This window comes from Pseudomonas sp., assembly GCF_040514055.1.
Classification (GTDB): Bacteria; Pseudomonadota; Gammaproteobacteria; order Pseudomonadales; family Pseudomonadaceae; genus Aquipseudomonas.
Genome location: NZ_JBEVDL010000059.1, coordinates 64,811 through 79,177 on the forward strand (window position 1 = coordinate 64,811; position 14,367 = coordinate 79,177).

Below are 14,367 nucleotides of genomic sequence, written 5' to 3' on the forward strand. Positions count from 1 at the left end.
GGTCCCCGCGCGGGCTTCAGCGCAGCGCTGCCGGGCGGAGCACGCCCGCGGCCAGCCGCACCCCGCCCGGGCGGACGATGACGCTGGCGTGGCTCTGCTACATTCAATTCAGTCCGTGACCGGCATCGCCCCCCCCCATCGCGTCGTAGGGGTTCCCATGCAGCGTCTGCACCCGCCCGTCCGCAGTTTCCGCGTGATCCTGTGGACCTTGTGCCTGGCGGCACTGCTGCTGCAGGCCGCCCTGCACCACTGGCCGCTGGTGGAGGGTTGGAGCCACGTCCAGCTGGATTGGCTGATTCGCCAACGTGCCCAACATCACACGGCCAACCCTGACCTGGTGGTGGTCGATATCGACGACATCAGCCTGCAGGCCCTCTCCCACGAAGCCGGCCAGTGGCCCTGGCCACGTTCGCTGCATGCCGAACTGCTGGAGTACCTGCTCGCGCAACAGCCCAAGGCGGTGGTCTTCGACCTGCTGTTCAGCGAACCGGATCGCTTTCGTCCGGATGCCGATGCCTACCTGGCCGAGGTGCTCGGTCGTTCCGAACGCGTCTACCTGGCCGCCCTGGAGCAGCAACCCAGCGACCCGGCGCTGGCCCCCTTGCTGAGCAGCTATCCAGTGCAAACCGGCCTGGAGCGTTCGGCGGGGGCCGACCCCGGGCAGCGGGGCCTGCTGCTCCTGCCGGCGGCATTGCCCGCCGCGTCCTGGCGCCTGGGCAGTATCAATTTTCGCGCCGACCGCGATGGTGTTGGCCGCCGCTATGACCTGTACCGCGCCTTCGGCCAATGGCGCCTGCCCTCGCTGCCAGCCAGAGTCGCCCGTGACCTGGGCGCAGCGCTACCCGAGGGGCAGAATTTCCTGCTGGACTGGCCCAGCGCATCGCGCTTGCCCTACCCACGCATCGCCTATGCCGCCGTGCTCGCCCAGGCCCGCGGCCAGGCGCAGCCCCTGGCCGCGGACTATTTCGCCGGAAAGCTGGTGATCATCGGCACCACCGCGTCTGGCTTGCACGACTTGCGCCGGACCCCGCTGGACGATCGTTACCCGGGGGTCTTTATTCTCGGCACGGCCTTGGACAACCTCTTGCATGGCCAGTTTTTGCAGCAACTGCCCACGACCGCCACCTGGCTGATCGGCCTGCCGATGCTGCTGGCCCTGTCCGCCCTGCTGTTGCGCGAACGGTTGCTGGCGGCTCTGCTGCTGAGCCTGGGCGCCAGCCTGGCGCTGGTTGCGGGCAGCTATGGGTTGGCCCTGCGCGCCTACCTGCTGCCCATAGTGCCCACCTTACTGAGCCTGTGGGCACTGCTCGGGCTGGCCCTGGTGCTCTTCTATCGACGTCGCCGCCAGCAATTACAGAACACCATCAGCCTGTTCAGCCGCTTTCTCGACCCCATAGTGGTCGCCCAATTGGTGGCCCGTGAAGACCCCAGCGCCCTGCTGGAAAGCCGCGAGTGCCAGATCACCGTGCTGTTTTCCGATATCCGCAACTTCACCAGCCTCTCCGAACGCCACAGTGCGCCGCAGATCATGCAGTTGCTGGAGCACTACTTCAGCCAGCAGGTCCAGGTGTTGTTCCAGTACCGGGCGACCCTGGACAAATTCATCGGCGATGCGGTGATGGCGTTCTGGGGTGCCCCGCTGGCCAATCCCCAGCAAGCCGCCGACGCCGTCCAGGCAGCGCTGGACATGCTGGACAACGTCGAACGATTCCGCCAGGAGTTCGGCCACCCGGATTTCGACATCGGCATCGGTATCCATACCGGCAGTGCGGTGGTCGGCATGGTCGGTGCGAGTCAACGCTACGACTACACCGCCATCGGCGACACCGTGAACCTGGCCAGTCGCATCGAAGGCCTGACCAAAGGGCGCGCCCGGGTGCTGGTCTCCGCTGCCACGATGCGCGCCTGCGCCAGCCAGTTCGACTTCGTGCCTCACGGCGATTTCCAGGTCAAAGGTCGCGAGGAAGCCGTCACCCTTTTCGAGCCCAAGAGGAAAAGCTGATGAACAGAACCCTGCTGGCCCTGGCGCTGCTGGTCGGCGCCGCTCCGGTGTTCGGTCTCCAGGCCGCCGAACAAAGCGCCATCACGCTGCAGGCCACGGCCTTGCGCGAAACCGCCAGCGCCAACGGCAACAGCCTGGCGCAGGTCGAAGCGCAAACCCGGGTGACCATTCTGCAGCGCCAGGGCGGCTGGTACCGGGTGCGAACCGCGACGGGACAACAAGGCTGGTTGACGCTGCTGAGCGTACGATTCGACAAGCACGTCGCGGCGAAATCCAGCGACCTCGGCGGCCTGCTGAGCAACAGCACCGAGGTGGCACCCGCCGGGGAAGTCGCCACCGGGGTGCGCGGCATCAGTGACGAAGAATTGGCCGAGGCCGCCAACGCCTCGCCCGAGTTGCAGTCCATGGACCGGCAGGCCGTGTCGGCCGGGGACGCCAAGGCGTTCGCCCGTGACGGCGAACTGAGTAGCCAGAACATTGACTATGCGCCCTAGGGCCCCTCCAGGCACTGCCGTTGAACATTTCGAGGAGAACGCCATGAACCGAACCTGCTTGCGCGGCATCCTGCTGGCGCTGCTCGGCGCCCTCAGCGCCTGCGCCGCGCTGGACAGCCTGGAGGGCGTGAATATCCAGGGCATCGACCTGGGGCGCCTGGCCAGCGCCGGCAAGCACGTGGCGGCGTTTCGCGAAAAAACCCTCGACGAGGAGCAACTGATCGGCCAGGACACCGCGGTGCTACTGCTGCAGCAAGCCCCGCTACTGAACAGACCCGCGGTACAAACCTACGTCAACCGGGTCGGCACCTGGCTGGCCTTGCACAGCGAACGGCCCGACCTCGCCTGGCGTTTCGCGGTGCTCGACAACAGCGCCGTCGGCGCCTACGCGGCGCCCGGCGGCTATGTCTTCATTACCCGCGGCATGCTGGCGCAATTGCACAACGAGGCCGAATTGGCCGGCGTACTGGCCCACGAGATCGCCCACTGCGTGCGCAAGCACCACTTGCAGGCCATTCAGAGCCAGGCCCAGGTCGGGCTGCTCGGCGACCTTACCCAGGTCGCCCTGCAGGCCAGCCAGGCGAACAGTTCCGGCAGCACGTCGAAGGCCAACCAGGTACTGGCCAAGGAAAAATTCGAGGGCTTGGTCGGCAACCTGTACAGCCGCGGCCTGGACCGAGGCGACGAATACGAAGCCGACGCCATGGGCGTGGTCATCGCCGCGCGCGCCGGGTATGACCCCTACGGCCTGGCCAGCGTGCTGCAGGGGTTGGCCGTCAGTCGGCAGGAAGACCCGATGCTGGTGAGCTTCCTCAAGGTGCACCCGAACATCGGTGATCGCCTGAGCGAGCTGGAGCCGGTCTACCTGTACCTCGACCAGGCCCTGCTGGCGCACCCCGCCATACCTAAAAGCCTGGAGCAACGTTACCTCAGGCAGGTCTCCAGCCGCTGAGCGTCACCCGTGCGCCGGGCGATCAGCCGTGCTTATGCTCACTCGGCTCGAAGTCGCAGACATGCCGATGGAACGAGCCTGTCGGTGCCAACGCCAGCAATTGCGGCTGCAGATAACAGCGCGACTGGATAAAGACCTGTACCAGGTCGCCATCGAGCAAACCGGTCTTGACCTCGGCTTGCAGGATATCCAGGGCTTTTTCCTGGGGCACCGCCGCCTTGTACGGGCGATCGGCCGCCGTCAAGGCGTCATAGATATCGCAGATGGTCATGATCCGCGCGGCATAGGGGATCGCCTCGCCGACCAGCCCCTTGGGATAGCCGCTGCCATCGAGCTTCTCGTGGTGGGCCCCGGCGATATCCGGTATCCGTTGCAAAGCCGGGGTCCAGGGGATCAATCGCAGGAAATCCCGGGTGTGCACCACATGCCGCTCGATTTCGCTGCGCTCCTCCGCCGTCAGACTGCCGCGGCGCACGGCCAGGGCGCAGAACTCGCCTTCGGATAGCAGGCTGGTCAAGCTGTCGTCATGGGACTTGACCAGTTCGCTCTGGATTTCCTGCAAGTGATGGAACTCGCCCTCGCTGAGAATGGTCGGTTCGTTCGCCAGCAGGATCTGTCGCAGATAGCCGTCCAGCCGATGGCACTCGCGCGCCAACTCGGCCTCCAGTTGCAGGCGCTGCGCTTCGTCCAGGGCACCCTGCTGGCGGTACGCCTGGAGCATGCGCTTGAGCATCTGGCTCTGCAGGCTCTCCTTGGCCAAGGCGACCCGGTAGCGCAGGTTGTCGATCACCGTTTCAGGGAGTTTCTTTGCCTTGGTCAACACATGCTCGCGGACCCCGACCTTGCCGAAATCGTGCAGCAGGGCCGCGTAGCGCAACTCGCGCAAGCCTTCCTCATTCAAGGCGTGGCAGCTTACCTGCGGCAAGGGAGCCAGCGGCAACTGCCGCGCCAGCGCGATGCACAGGTCGGCGACCCGGAACGAATGACCGCTGGAGGTGGGATCGCGCTGTTCGATGGCAAAAACCGAAGCCTGGACGAAGCCATCGAAAAGGCCGCTGATTTCATCCAGCAACTGGCGGTTCTCGATCGCCACCGCGGCCTGGCTGGCCAGGGCCCGCAGCGATGCGGCCATCACGTCGTCGAAGGCAATGACCTCAGGTTCACCCGAAGTCGCCGACACCCCCTGGCAGTTGATGAACTCCAACACCCCGACCACTTCATGACGGTGGTTGAGCATGGGAATGGCCAGCAGCGACAGGGTTCGATAGCCCATCTGCAAGTCGAAGGAGCGGTTGAACCGGTAGGGCGCCTCGCTGGCGATGGCATAGGCATCGGCGATGTTCAGTTCGGTACTGGTCAGGGCCACGTACCCGGCAATCGAGGACTTGGTCAGGGGCATGCGCTGCTCCTGGAAACGGGTGGCGATCGAGCTGTTCTGGGTAAGCTTGAAGATCAGCTGGGCCTGAGCCGCCTGGCGGCGATCGACCAGGAACAGCGAGGCCGCGTCGCAGTGCGACAAGCGCCGTCCCTCGGTGAGTATCTTGCCGAGCAGGCGTTCCAGGTCCTTCTCCGCGGAGAGCGCCAGGCCAACATCCACCAAGCGTTGCAGGTCGCCCTGCTTGCTGTGCAGGGCCTGGGCCAACTGACGGGTCTTGTCGCGCAGATGGCTCTGCTCGGCGGCGAAGGCCAACAGCGTCTGCAACTCCTGCAGGGTACCCGCCACCGGCAGGGGCAGCGCCGTGGACAGCGCCTCGAAGCTCACCAGGGTGGTCTGCAGCGCTTGCCATTCACCCAGGGGCGCGGCCTGCAACAGCGAACCGTCCAGCAGCAGCACCTCGACCCCGTCGGGGCGCAGATCGTCGGGGTGGACGACGCACCGCAGCACCAGACTCCCGTCATCCAGCTGCGGATACAACGGGTGTTCTGCAAAGGCCGGGCTATGTCCCAGGCTGAAACGGGCAGTCATCACAGCTCCCTCGGCAAGGCCACGACGGGAAGGTCGCTCCAGAGTATTGCACAGCCCCCGTCGCCTCGCCGCGCAGTGCAAGACCGCCCTTGAACTGGCCCCGCCAGCCAGTTCAAATGGCGCCCTCGGGCGCCCTGCCGGACGCGGATGCGCCCCCTACTCGAGAACCTGCATGCCGCGCTTACTGACTACCCTGCTGCTGGGCTGCTGCCTGGCCGCCCCTGTCGCCTTGGCGGCGGACCTGATGACGTTCTGGGAACAGCCGCAACGCGGCGGTAACAGTTTCAACCGACTCCCGCCGGACAGGGCCTACTTCGCAGCGTTGCACGGCTACGGCGCAACCTGGGTACGCTTGGCCTACGACAAATGGCGGCCGGCACAGCGGGATTTCCTGCTCGGCACTGCCGACCACTACCAGGGTTTGGTGCAAAGCGACCTGGACACCCTCAAGGCAACCCTGGATCACGCGGCCCAGGCCGGGCTGAAAGTGGTGATCAGCCCGCTGTCACTGCCCGGCGCCCGCTGGCGGCAAAACAATGGCGATCAGTTTGACGATCGCCTGTGGCAGGACCGCCGCTACTGGACCCAGGCCGCCGCCTTTTGGCGCGACCTCGCTCGGGTGCTCAAGGATCACCCGGGCGTGGCGGCCTACAACCTGATCAACGAACCCGCCCCGGAGCGCAGCGCCGGGCTGGCCGAACATGCCGACGCCGACACCCAGCGCGCCTGGTACCCGCGCGTCAGCGGCAGTACGCACGACCTGCCGGCCTTCTATCGCCAGGTGATCGCGGCCATTCGCGAGGTCGATCCGCACACGCCCATCATGCTCGACGCCGGCTGGTACGCGGCCGCAGACAGTTTCGTGTATTGGCCCACGGCGCTGGAGGATGCCCGGCTGCTGTACAGCGTGCATATGTACGAGCCCTACGCCGCCACCAGCGCGCCGAACCTCAAGCGCGCCACGCCTTACCCCTATCCGGGCACCGTGCCCTTTGCCGAGCGCGAGGAACAGTGGGACGCCCAACGCGTCGGCCATTACCTGCAGCAACCGCTGGACTGGGCCCACACCCGCGGCATCCCCCGGAGCCGCCTGGTGGTCGGTGAATTCGGCTGCATCCGTCAACTGACCGGCTGCAAGCAGTACCTCGAGGACGTGCTCGGCACGCTCGAGGAACAAGGCCTGCATTGGGCCTTCTATGCCTTTCGCGAGGACAGCTGGGATGCCATGGATTACGAGTTGGGCACCGCCAAGGTGCCCTGGAGCTATTGGCAAGCCATCGAGCAGCTCCTGCCGGATCCGCTCAAACGCCAGGCCACACCCGAGTTCGAGCCAATCCGCCGGCGCCTGCAACAGCCCTGAGCAAGACCCTACGCGGGTACTGCGTCGTGCAGGCCCTGGCGCATCTTCGCCGCGTCCGTGCTGAAGCAGCGGGCCGCCAGCAGCAGCGAGAGCATGGTCAGAAACAGCGCCACCGGAATCAGCAGCATGGCGCTGTGCAGGCCCACGGCCTTGAAGGCTTCGGTCATCTGTGTGGCGCCCTCGGCGAGCATCGCCGCCTGGGCGAAGTGGTCCGATAGCCAGCCGACCACCACCGGGCCCAGGCCGCCACCGAGCAAGTACAGGCCAGCGAAGAACAGCGCCATGGCAGTGGCCCGCAGGCGCGGCTCCACCACGTCCTGAATCGAGGTGTAGACGCAGGTGTAGAAGTTGTAGGAGAACAGCCAACCGAGGCTGAATACCGCGACGAATACACCGATCTCGATCCGCCCCAGCAGCAGGGCCGTGCCCGTGGCCAGCGAGGCGATCAGCATCGAGGCCGCGCCGAACAACAGCCGTCCGCGCTCGGAACGCTGATGCAGGCGGTCGGCGATCCAGCCGCCCAGGGTCAGGCCCACCAGACCGGTCAGGCCGACGATGACCCCGGTGGCCGTGGCGGCCTGGACCATGGGCAGCTGGAAGTAACGCTGCAGCATCGGCACCATAAAGGAGTTGCAGGCGTAGGTGGCGAAGTTGAAGGTCAGCCCGGCCAGTACCAGCCAGCCGAAGGTCGGGATCGCCAGGACCTTGCGCAGCGGCTTGTCCACCGGCACGGCGGCCACCTGCACGGTTTCGGCGGCGCCCCGTTGCGGCTCCTTGATAAAGAACATAAACAGCGCCAGCAACACACCCGGCACCGCCGCGATAAAAAATGGCGCGCGCCAACTGCCGAACGCCTGCACCATGGCCCCTATGGTAAAAAACGCCAGCAGCAGGCCCAGCGGCAGCCCGAGCATGAAAATACCCATGGCCCGTGCCCGCTTGTGCGCCGGGAACAGGTCGCCGATCAGCGAGTTGGCCGCTGGCGCATAACTGGCTTCGCCGATGCCGACGCCCATGCGAATCAGCAGGAAGCTCCAGAAATTCCAGGCCAGGCCGTTGACCGCGGTCAAGCCGCTCCAGGCCAGCAAGCCCCAGCCCATGATCTTGCGCCGCGCGCCGGTATCGGCCATGCGCCCCAGGGGCAGGCCGGCAATGGCGTAGACGATGGTGAACGCCGTGCCGATCAGGCCGATCTGCAGATCGCTGAGGTTCCACTCCAGGCGGATCGGCTCGATGATGATGGCCGGAATGGTGCGATCGAAGAAATTGAACAGATTGGCGAGAAACAGCAGGAACAGGATGCGCCAGGCATTGCCTGCAAGCGGAGCGTGCTGCATGGGGTCAGGCTCTCTTGTTGTTATTGGACAGGATGCAGGCAATCTAGAGCCTTATTCCAGGCCTGTCTGCGACCATTCGTAGGCCTTATGTAAGGGAATGTAGGGGCTGGCACGCCCGTGCCGCGCACCGGTCGGCCTGGCCGCGCATTGACGAACCGGCGATGCCTGTCCATGTTCATAGCATTGCCGCGAGGTCCCTACGGACAGGGACCGGCCCATCAGGCTGCACCGCGACCGCTACCCAGGGACAGGGACACCATGCCAAGCACATCCGCTTATCCATCCAGGAGCACCCCGGCTGGCCTCGCCGCCTTTGTCAGGAGGCTGACACTGCTGGCCTGCCTGGTACTGGCCGCGTCGGTCCCCACCACATTCGGCGCCGCATCCGCGGCCACGCCCAGCAACGTCCTCGCCGCTCCCGGGCCTGCGCCGGTAAGGCCTGCGACCACCGCACACGGCCTCGCCGCTCTCCCGCAGGCGGATACACGGCTGGTCGCGGCAGCTACGCCGGACGCCGCCCTGCCGCTGTTGCCCTTGGCCATCGCCCTGTTGCTGGCGACCGTCCTGGCGGCGGTACTGGCGCTGCAGTGCCGCCGCCTGGCCCGGCGTCTGCGCCAGCAGGCCCAGCAGCGCGAAGCGTTGGAGAAAAAACTGCTGGCCAGCACCGCCCGCCTGGAACGCCTGGGCGACACCGACCTGCTCACCGGCTTGTCCAATCGACTGAAGTTCGAGACGCTGGCGCGCCAGGAAATCGCCCGCAGCGAACGCTATGCGCAACCCCTCGCGCTGGCCCTGCTCGACATCGACCGCTTCAAGAAGATCAATGACAACCATGGCCACCAGGTGGGCGACGGGGTGCTCTGCAGCATTGCGCGATTGCTGCGCAATAACCTGCGCCAGTCCGACCAGCTGTGTCGCTGGAGCGGCGAAGCCTTTGTCATCCTGATGCCGCACACCGACCTGGTCCACGCCAGCACCCTGGCGGAAAAACTGCGCGGCCTGGTGGCCGGCAACCGTTTCCTGGTTGACAGCAAGATCACCGCCAGCCTGGGGGTCGCCTGCCTGCAGCCAGGCAAGGCGCTGGACGATTTGCTCAGCGACGCCGACGTGGCGCTGTACCAGGCCAAGCGCCAGGGCCGTAATCGTGTCGAGTGCGCCAAACCTTGAGCCAGACGTTTGATCGGCGTCAGGCCTGCCAGTCCGGCAACCAGCCCAGGCTGGCGGCGGCTCCCTGCTGACCCGGCAGGTACTCCGCCCCCAGCCAGCCGGCATAGCCCTGGGCCACCAGGGCGCGCCGCGCCGCGGCGAAATCCAGCTGTCCACTGCCAGGGGCGCCGCGTCCCGGGTAATCGGCAAACTGCACATGGCCAATGCGACCGGCCAGGCTGTCGATGGCCGTCACCAGGTCCAGCCCTTGGCGCGCCATATGGAACAGGTCGAGTTGCGCCGCGCAATTGGGGTGATCGACAGCCGCCAGTAACGTCAGCAACTGGGCCGGCGTGCTGATCAGGAAACCCGGCATATCCAATGGATTGATCGCCTCGCACAGGACCCGGATGCCCAGCGGTTCGAACGCCCTGGCCGCCTGCCGCAGGTTGGCGACCAGGGTCTCCCACGCCTGCGCGGAATCGAGCCCCTCAGCCAGACGGCCCGGCAGTACATTGACGCTGGCCGGTCGCACCACGGCCGCATAAGTCAGGGCCTGTTGCAGCGCGGCATCGAATTCGTCCTGCCGGTCCGGCACCGCCGCCAACCCCGGCCCACCCGCCAGCAGATCAGCGGCTGGCAAGTTGATCAGCACCAGTGGCAGGCCAGCCGCCTGCAGCGCTGCGTTTAGCGCAACCGCCGGCACGTCATAGGGAAACTGGATTTCCACCCCCGCGAAACCCGCCGCCCGAGCCGCCAGCACCCGCTCGCACAAGGGCAACTCGGTAAACAGCAACGACAGGTTGGCGGCGATCTTCATGACGGGTCCTCCCGGTACAGCTGCACCAAGGTGGCCGGGTCACTGGCCAGGAAGCCGCGCGCGCCGTGCTGGCGCATCAATTGCGCGGCCAGTCCGGTCAAGGGCGCCGCGGCGCCGTGCTGGCGCGACAGGCCCACCGCCGTGTCGAGGTCCTTGAGCAGGGTCCGCACGTGCCACTGGACGGGTTCGTAGCATCGTTCGGCCATCCTCGGCGCGAGGATCTGCAAGGGTTTCGAATCGGCGAACCCCCCTGCCAGGGCCGCGGCCAGGCACTCGCTGGCGACACCCGCACGCTCGGCCAGCGCCACCACCTCGGCAATCACCAGGGCATTACAGGCAACGATCATCTGGTTGCAGACCTTGGTCACCTGCCCCGCGCCCACCTCGCCCATACGGGTCAGCCGCTGCCCGAGGTTCAGCAGGATGGGCCGCACCCGCTCGATATCGACCGCAGTGCCGCCGGCCATGATCACCAGGCTGCCGGCCTCGGCACCGGGCGTGCCGCCGGACACCGGCGCATCGACCCACCCCGCGCCGGTCAGGCGCGCCCATTCGGCCGCCATCTCGCGGGTGGCGGCGGGCTCCACGCTGGACAGGTCCACCAGCACCTGGCCAGGCTGGGCGCCCTGGGCGACTCCATCGGTACCGAACACCACCTCGCGCACCACCGCGGTATCGGCCAGGCACAACAGCACCAGGTCAGCCTGGGCGCACAACTCGGACGGCGTCGCCACTTGGCGGGCCCCGGCGGCGACCAGGGGCGCGCACTTGTCCGGCGAGCGGTTCCACACCGCCAGCGGATAACCGGCAGCGAGTAAACGCCGGCACATGGGCAAGCCCATCAGGCCGATGCCGGCGAACGCCAGCGCGGGCAGGGAATCGGTCATGGCGGTCGCCCTCCTGGGGGAAGAAGTGCGCATCTTAACGATCCGGCGCCCCAATGAAACCCCAATCAAACGACCCAGCCTGGAGGCATGCCTTTATACTGCCCCCACGTCCCGCCCCCGCACCGGAGAAGCCCATGCTCAAACGTACCCTGACCCTCGCCGCCAGCCTCGTGCTCGCCCTGTCGGCCAGCCTGACCCACGCCGCCGAGGTGCTGCGGGTATCGGCCATTCCCGACGAGGCGCCCACCGAACTGCTGCGCAAGTTCAAACCCCTGGGTGCTTACCTGGAGCAGCAACTGGGCATGAAGGTCGAGTTCGTGCCGGTGTCCGACTACGCTGCCGTGGTCGAAGCCCTCGCCGCGGATCGCTTGGACCTGGCCTGGCTGGGCGGTTTCACCTTCGTCCAGGCTCGCCTGAAAACCGGCAACGCTATCCCCCTGGTGCAGCGCGAGCAGGACGAGAAATTCACCAGCAAATTCATCAGCGCCGATCCCGCGGTCAAGTCGCTGCAGGACCTCAAGGGCAAGACGTTCGCCTTCGGCTCGGTCTCTTCGACCTCCGGCAGCCTGATGCCACGCTACTTTATGCTCAAGGACGGCATCACCCCCGAGCAGTTCTTCAGTCGCGTGGCCTTCTCCGGCGCCCATGACGCCACCGTCGCCTGGGTCCAGGCCGGCAAGGTCGATGGCGGCGTGCTGAACGCCTCGGTGTGGGACAAGCTGGTCGCTGCCGGCAAGGTCGATACCGACAAGGTCAAGGTCTTTGCGACCACGCCCAGCTACTACGACTACAACTGGACCGTGCGCGGCAGTCTCGACCCCGCCCTGAGCGCCAAGCTCAAGGCGGCCTTTCTTGCCCTTGACCCGGCCAATCCCGAGCACAAGGCGATCCTGGACCTGCAGGCGGCCAGCCGCTTTATCGAGACACGCCCGGAAAACTACCTGGGCATCGAGGAAGCGGCGCGCGCCGCGGGCCTGCTCAAGTGACAGGCGCCGGCCTGCGCCTGAGCGGCGCGGGCCTGGTCCAGGCCAACGGCCAGGTGGCGCTCGCCGGCATCGACCTGCGGATCGAGCCTGGCGAACGCGTGGCCATCATCGGCCCCTCGGGGGCCGGCAAGACCAGCTTGCTGCGCCTGCTGGCCACGGCCGTGCCGCCCAGCAGCGGCGAAGTCGAGGTGCTCGGTAGCGCGCCTTGGCGCCTGTCCGCCGGCCAGCGCCAACGGCTGCGCGCGCGCATCGGCCTGATCCACCAGGCGCCACCGCTGCCGCCCCGGCAGCGGGTGGTGACCGCCGTGCTGGCCGGACGCATCGGGCAGTGGTCGCTGGGTAAGAGCCTGCTGAGCCTGCTCTATCCATTGGACCGTCTTGGCGCGACCGCCGCCCTGGCGCGCCTGGACTTGGCGGACAAGCTGTTCGAACGCTGCGACCAGTTGTCGGGGGGCCAGCTGCAACGGGTCGGTATCGCCCGGGTGCTGTACCAGGCGCCGCCACTGCTGCTGGCCGACGAACCGGTGTCAGCCATGGATCCGGTGCTGTCGGCCCACACCCTGGAGCTGCTGAACCAGGAGGCCCTGGACCGCGGCGCCACCCTGCTGGCCAGCCTGCACGCGGTGGACCTGGCACTGGCGCATTTTCCGCGCATCATCGGCCTGCGCGAGGGGCGTATCCTCTTCGACCAGGCGGCCAGCAGCGTCGGTCCGGCCGAGCTGGAGCGGCTGTACGCCAATCAGCAGTTGCACTCAGCGCCACTACCCGAACACTCCTCGCCCAGGCTACAAGCGCCCCGATGCTGAAGGCCGTGACCAGGGACCCCGCCGCACTGCCGCGGCTGCTGATCGGCCTGCTGGCCGTGGCGCTGCTGTGGCCGGGGCTGCGCTTCAGCGAGCTCGATCTCGGAGTGCTACTGGACGAACGCAACCGCGCCAATATGGGCAACTTCGTGGCGAGTTTCTGGCCGCCGGCCCATCAGGCGGATTTTCTCGACCTGCTGCTGCGCGCCACGCTGGAAACCCTGGCCATCGCCACGGCGGGCATGGCACTGGCGTTGCTGATCGCCCTGCCGGCCTCGTTGCTGGCCAGCCGCGCGCTGTCCTTGTCCGCCGTGCTGCGCGACGGCCGCCCGGCGGCCTGGACCGCGGCCCTGCGCTGGCCCGTGCGCGGCCTGCTGATCGTGCTGCGCAGCGTGCCCGAGCTGGTCTGGGCCCTGTTGTTCGTCCGGGCGGTGGGGCTGGGACCCACCGCCGGGGTGCTGGCCATCGCCATCACCTACAGCGGCATGCTCGGCAAGGTTTACGCGGAAATCTACGAGTCGGTCGACCTGCGTCCCTCCCGGGCCTTGCTGGTGTCAGGCAGTCCCCGTCTGGCCGCCTTCTGTTACGGGGTGCTGCCCAATGCCGCTGCCGAGATGCTGTCCTATGGGGTCTACCGCTGGGAATGCGCGATCCGTGCGTCGGTGATCATGGGCTTTGTCGGCGCCGGTGGCCTCGGCCAGCAGATGGACCTGTCGATGCGCATGTTCGCCGGGGGCGAAGTGGCCAGTATGTTGCTGACCTTCCTGCTGCTGGTGCTGCTGGCCGATCGCCTCAGCCGCCTGCTGCGCGAGCAGCTGACATGAGCCGGAGCCCCCTTGCCGGCCCCGTGATCGTCCTGCTGGCCCTGGCCGCGGTGGTGGCGTCCTTTGTCTACCTCGGCCTCGACCTGGGCGCCTTGCTCGAAGGCGACAGCCTGCAACAGATGGCCGGCTATGCCAGCCGGTTTGCCCAACCCGACCTGTCGCCCACGCACCTGCGCACGATTGGCCAGGGCGCGCTGGAAACCCTGGCCATGTCCGCGCTCGGCACGCTGTTGGCGGCCATCCTGGGCCTGGCGCTGGCGTTGCCCGCGGCCGGCCGTTGGGGGTGGCCCGCACGCGCGGTGGCTCGCCTGCTGCTCAATGCCCTGCGCGCGGTGCCGGAGCTGGTCTGGGCGGCGTTGATGGTGCTGGCCGCCGGCCTCGGACCGAATGCCGGTACCCTGGCGTTGGCGCTGCACACCAGCGGGGTCCTGGGCCGGCTGTTCGCCGAGGCCCTGGAAAATACCCCAGCCGCACCAGCCGAAGCGCTGCGGCTGGCTGGCAGCGGCCAGATAGCCGCGTTCTGCTACGGCACCCTGCCGAACCTGGTGCCGCAGCTGATCGCCTATACCCTGTACCGCTGGGAGAACAATATCCGCATGGCCAGTGTGCTCGGCTTTGTCGGCGCCGGCGGGCTCGGCCAGTTGCTATACGTCAACCTCAGCCTGTTCCAGGAGGCCCAGGCGGCGAGCGTGATCCTGGCCATGCTGGCGTTGGTGCTGGCGGTCGACACCCTGAGCGCCTGGGCGCGTCAGCGTTGGGTCAGGGCGTAGAACGCCGGCAGATCCCAACG

Annotated in this window: 13 protein-coding genes; 9 read left to right on the forward strand and 4 right to left on the reverse strand. The window is 67.2% G+C overall.

All coding sequences use genetic code 11. The features are described from left to right. Positions 1-157: 157 nt before the first annotated feature. Genes ABWY06_RS13835 through ABWY06_RS13845 form a run of 3 tightly spaced genes read left to right on the forward strand, consistent with a single transcriptional unit; the run spans position 158 to position 3,448 of the window. Positions 158-2,002 carry a CHASE2 domain-containing protein gene (locus ABWY06_RS13835; RefSeq protein WP_353926137.1) on the forward strand — a complete coding sequence of 615 codons (1,845 nt, stop codon included), beginning with the start codon at positions 158-160 and terminating at the stop codon, positions 2,000-2,002. Continuing rightward, positions 2,002-2,496 (forward strand): SH3 domain-containing protein, encoded by a 495-nt coding sequence (locus tag ABWY06_RS13840; RefSeq protein WP_353926138.1) that lies wholly within the window; start codon positions 2,002-2,004, stop codon positions 2,494-2,496. Before ABWY06_RS13835 ends, ABWY06_RS13840 begins: the two co-directional genes overlap by 1 nt. Positions 2,497-2,539: 43 nt before the next feature. Continuing rightward, the gene (locus ABWY06_RS13845; RefSeq protein ID WP_353926139.1) at positions 2,540-3,448 is read left to right on the forward strand and encodes a M48 family metalloprotease; all 909 of its coding nucleotides are present in this window, start codon (positions 2,540-2,542) and stop codon (positions 3,446-3,448) included. A gap of 22 nt (positions 3,449-3,470) precedes the next feature. On the opposite strand, the gene ABWY06_RS13850 is transcribed toward ABWY06_RS13845, so the two are convergent. Then, complete coding sequence (locus ABWY06_RS13850; protein WP_353926140.1) at positions 3,471-5,414, reverse strand: HD domain-containing phosphohydrolase; 1,944 nt, start codon at positions 5,412-5,414, stop codon at positions 3,471-3,473. Positions 5,415-5,658: 244 nt separating this feature from the next. Here ABWY06_RS13850 and ABWY06_RS13855 point away from each other — a divergent pair, with 244 nt between their 5' ends. After that, positions 5,659-6,774, forward strand: coding sequence for a glycoside hydrolase family 5 protein (locus tag ABWY06_RS13855; RefSeq protein WP_353926174.1), 1,116 nt, complete (start codon positions 5,659-5,661; stop codon positions 6,772-6,774). 8 nt (positions 6,775-6,782) lie between these two features. Here ABWY06_RS13855 and ABWY06_RS13860 read toward each other — a convergent pair whose 3' ends face one another. Further along, positions 6,783-8,111 (reverse strand): spinster family MFS transporter, encoded by a 1,329-nt coding sequence (locus ABWY06_RS13860; RefSeq protein ID WP_353926141.1) that lies wholly within the window; start codon positions 8,109-8,111, stop codon positions 6,783-6,785. A gap of 258 nt (positions 8,112-8,369) precedes the next feature. On the opposite strand from ABWY06_RS13860, the gene ABWY06_RS13865 reads away from it, so the two are divergent. Continuing rightward, positions 8,370-9,278: a GGDEF domain-containing protein gene (locus tag ABWY06_RS13865; RefSeq protein WP_353926142.1), complete on the forward strand. Its 909-nt coding sequence runs from the start codon at positions 8,370-8,372 to the stop codon at positions 9,276-9,278. 19 nt (positions 9,279-9,297) lie between these two features. On the opposite strand, the gene ABWY06_RS13870 is transcribed toward ABWY06_RS13865, so the two are convergent. Together ABWY06_RS13870 and ABWY06_RS13875 are read right to left on the reverse strand one after the other, a co-directional pair. Next, positions 9,298-10,077: a hydroxypyruvate isomerase family protein gene (locus ABWY06_RS13870; protein WP_353926143.1), complete on the reverse strand. Its 780-nt coding sequence runs from the start codon at positions 10,075-10,077 to the stop codon at positions 9,298-9,300. Continuing rightward, positions 10,074-10,964: an NAD(P)-dependent oxidoreductase gene (locus ABWY06_RS13875; RefSeq protein WP_353926144.1), complete on the reverse strand. Its 891-nt coding sequence runs from the start codon at positions 10,962-10,964 to the stop codon at positions 10,074-10,076. Before ABWY06_RS13875 ends, ABWY06_RS13870 begins: the two co-directional genes overlap by 4 nt. Positions 10,965-11,098: 134 nt before the next feature. Here ABWY06_RS13875 and ABWY06_RS13880 point away from each other — a divergent pair, with 134 nt between their 5' ends. From ABWY06_RS13880 to phnE, 4 genes are read left to right on the forward strand one after another with little or no spacing between them, the layout of a single operon-like run. Then, positions 11,099-11,950, forward strand: a complete 852-nt coding sequence (locus tag ABWY06_RS13880; protein ID WP_353926145.1) for a putative selenate ABC transporter substrate-binding protein — start codon at positions 11,099-11,101, stop codon at positions 11,948-11,950. Then, positions 11,947-12,756: a phosphonate ABC transporter ATP-binding protein gene (locus tag ABWY06_RS13885; RefSeq protein WP_353926146.1), complete on the forward strand. Its 810-nt coding sequence runs from the start codon at positions 11,947-11,949 to the stop codon at positions 12,754-12,756. Before ABWY06_RS13880 ends, ABWY06_RS13885 begins: the two co-directional genes overlap by 4 nt. Next, complete coding sequence (locus ABWY06_RS13890; RefSeq protein ID WP_353926147.1) at positions 12,750-13,577, forward strand: PhnE/PtxC family ABC transporter permease; 828 nt, start codon at positions 12,750-12,752, stop codon at positions 13,575-13,577. The genes ABWY06_RS13885 and ABWY06_RS13890 overlap by 7 nt, the downstream gene beginning before the upstream one ends. Continuing rightward, the gene (gene phnE / locus ABWY06_RS13895) at positions 13,574-14,347 is read left to right on the forward strand and encodes a phosphonate ABC transporter, permease protein PhnE (RefSeq protein WP_353926148.1); all 774 of its coding nucleotides are present in this window, start codon (positions 13,574-13,576) and stop codon (positions 14,345-14,347) included. Before ABWY06_RS13890 ends, phnE begins: the two co-directional genes overlap by 4 nt. Positions 14,348-14,367: the final 20 nt, after the last annotated feature.

What these genes read in the sequence shown, in the direction of transcription:
- ABWY06_RS13855 (WP_353926174.1), top strand. Translation starts at nt 5,659, where the DNA reads ATGACGTTCTGGGAACAGCCGCAACGCGGCGGTAACAGTTTCAACCGA.
- ABWY06_RS13850 (WP_353926140.1), bottom strand. Translation starts at nt 5,414, where the DNA reads ATGACTGCCCGTTTCAGCCTGGGACATAGCCCGGCCTTTGCAGAACAC.
- ABWY06_RS13835 (WP_353926137.1), top strand. Translation starts at nt 158, where the DNA reads ATGCAGCGTCTGCACCCGCCCGTCCGCAGTTTCCGCGTGATCCTGTGG.
- ABWY06_RS13870 (WP_353926143.1), bottom strand. Translation starts at nt 10,077, where the DNA reads ATGAAGATCGCCGCCAACCTGTCGTTGCTGTTTACCGAGTTGCCCTTG.
- ABWY06_RS13865 (WP_353926142.1), top strand. Translation starts at nt 8,370, where the DNA reads ATGCCAAGCACATCCGCTTATCCATCCAGGAGCACCCCGGCTGGCCTC.
- ABWY06_RS13890 (WP_353926147.1), top strand. Translation starts at nt 12,750, where the DNA reads ATGCTGAAGGCCGTGACCAGGGACCCCGCCGCACTGCCGCGGCTGCTG.
- ABWY06_RS13845 (WP_353926139.1), top strand. Translation starts at nt 2,540, where the DNA reads ATGAACCGAACCTGCTTGCGCGGCATCCTGCTGGCGCTGCTCGGCGCC.
- ABWY06_RS13860 (WP_353926141.1), bottom strand. Translation starts at nt 8,111, where the DNA reads ATGCAGCACGCTCCGCTTGCAGGCAATGCCTGGCGCATCCTGTTCCTG.
- ABWY06_RS13875 (WP_353926144.1), bottom strand. Translation starts at nt 10,964, where the DNA reads ATGACCGATTCCCTGCCCGCGCTGGCGTTCGCCGGCATCGGCCTGATG.
- ABWY06_RS13880 (WP_353926145.1), top strand. Translation starts at nt 11,099, where the DNA reads ATGCTCAAACGTACCCTGACCCTCGCCGCCAGCCTCGTGCTCGCCCTG.
- phnE (WP_353926148.1), top strand. Translation starts at nt 13,574, where the DNA reads ATGAGCCGGAGCCCCCTTGCCGGCCCCGTGATCGTCCTGCTGGCCCTG.
- ABWY06_RS13840 (WP_353926138.1), top strand. Translation starts at nt 2,002, where the DNA reads ATGAACAGAACCCTGCTGGCCCTGGCGCTGCTGGTCGGCGCCGCTCCG.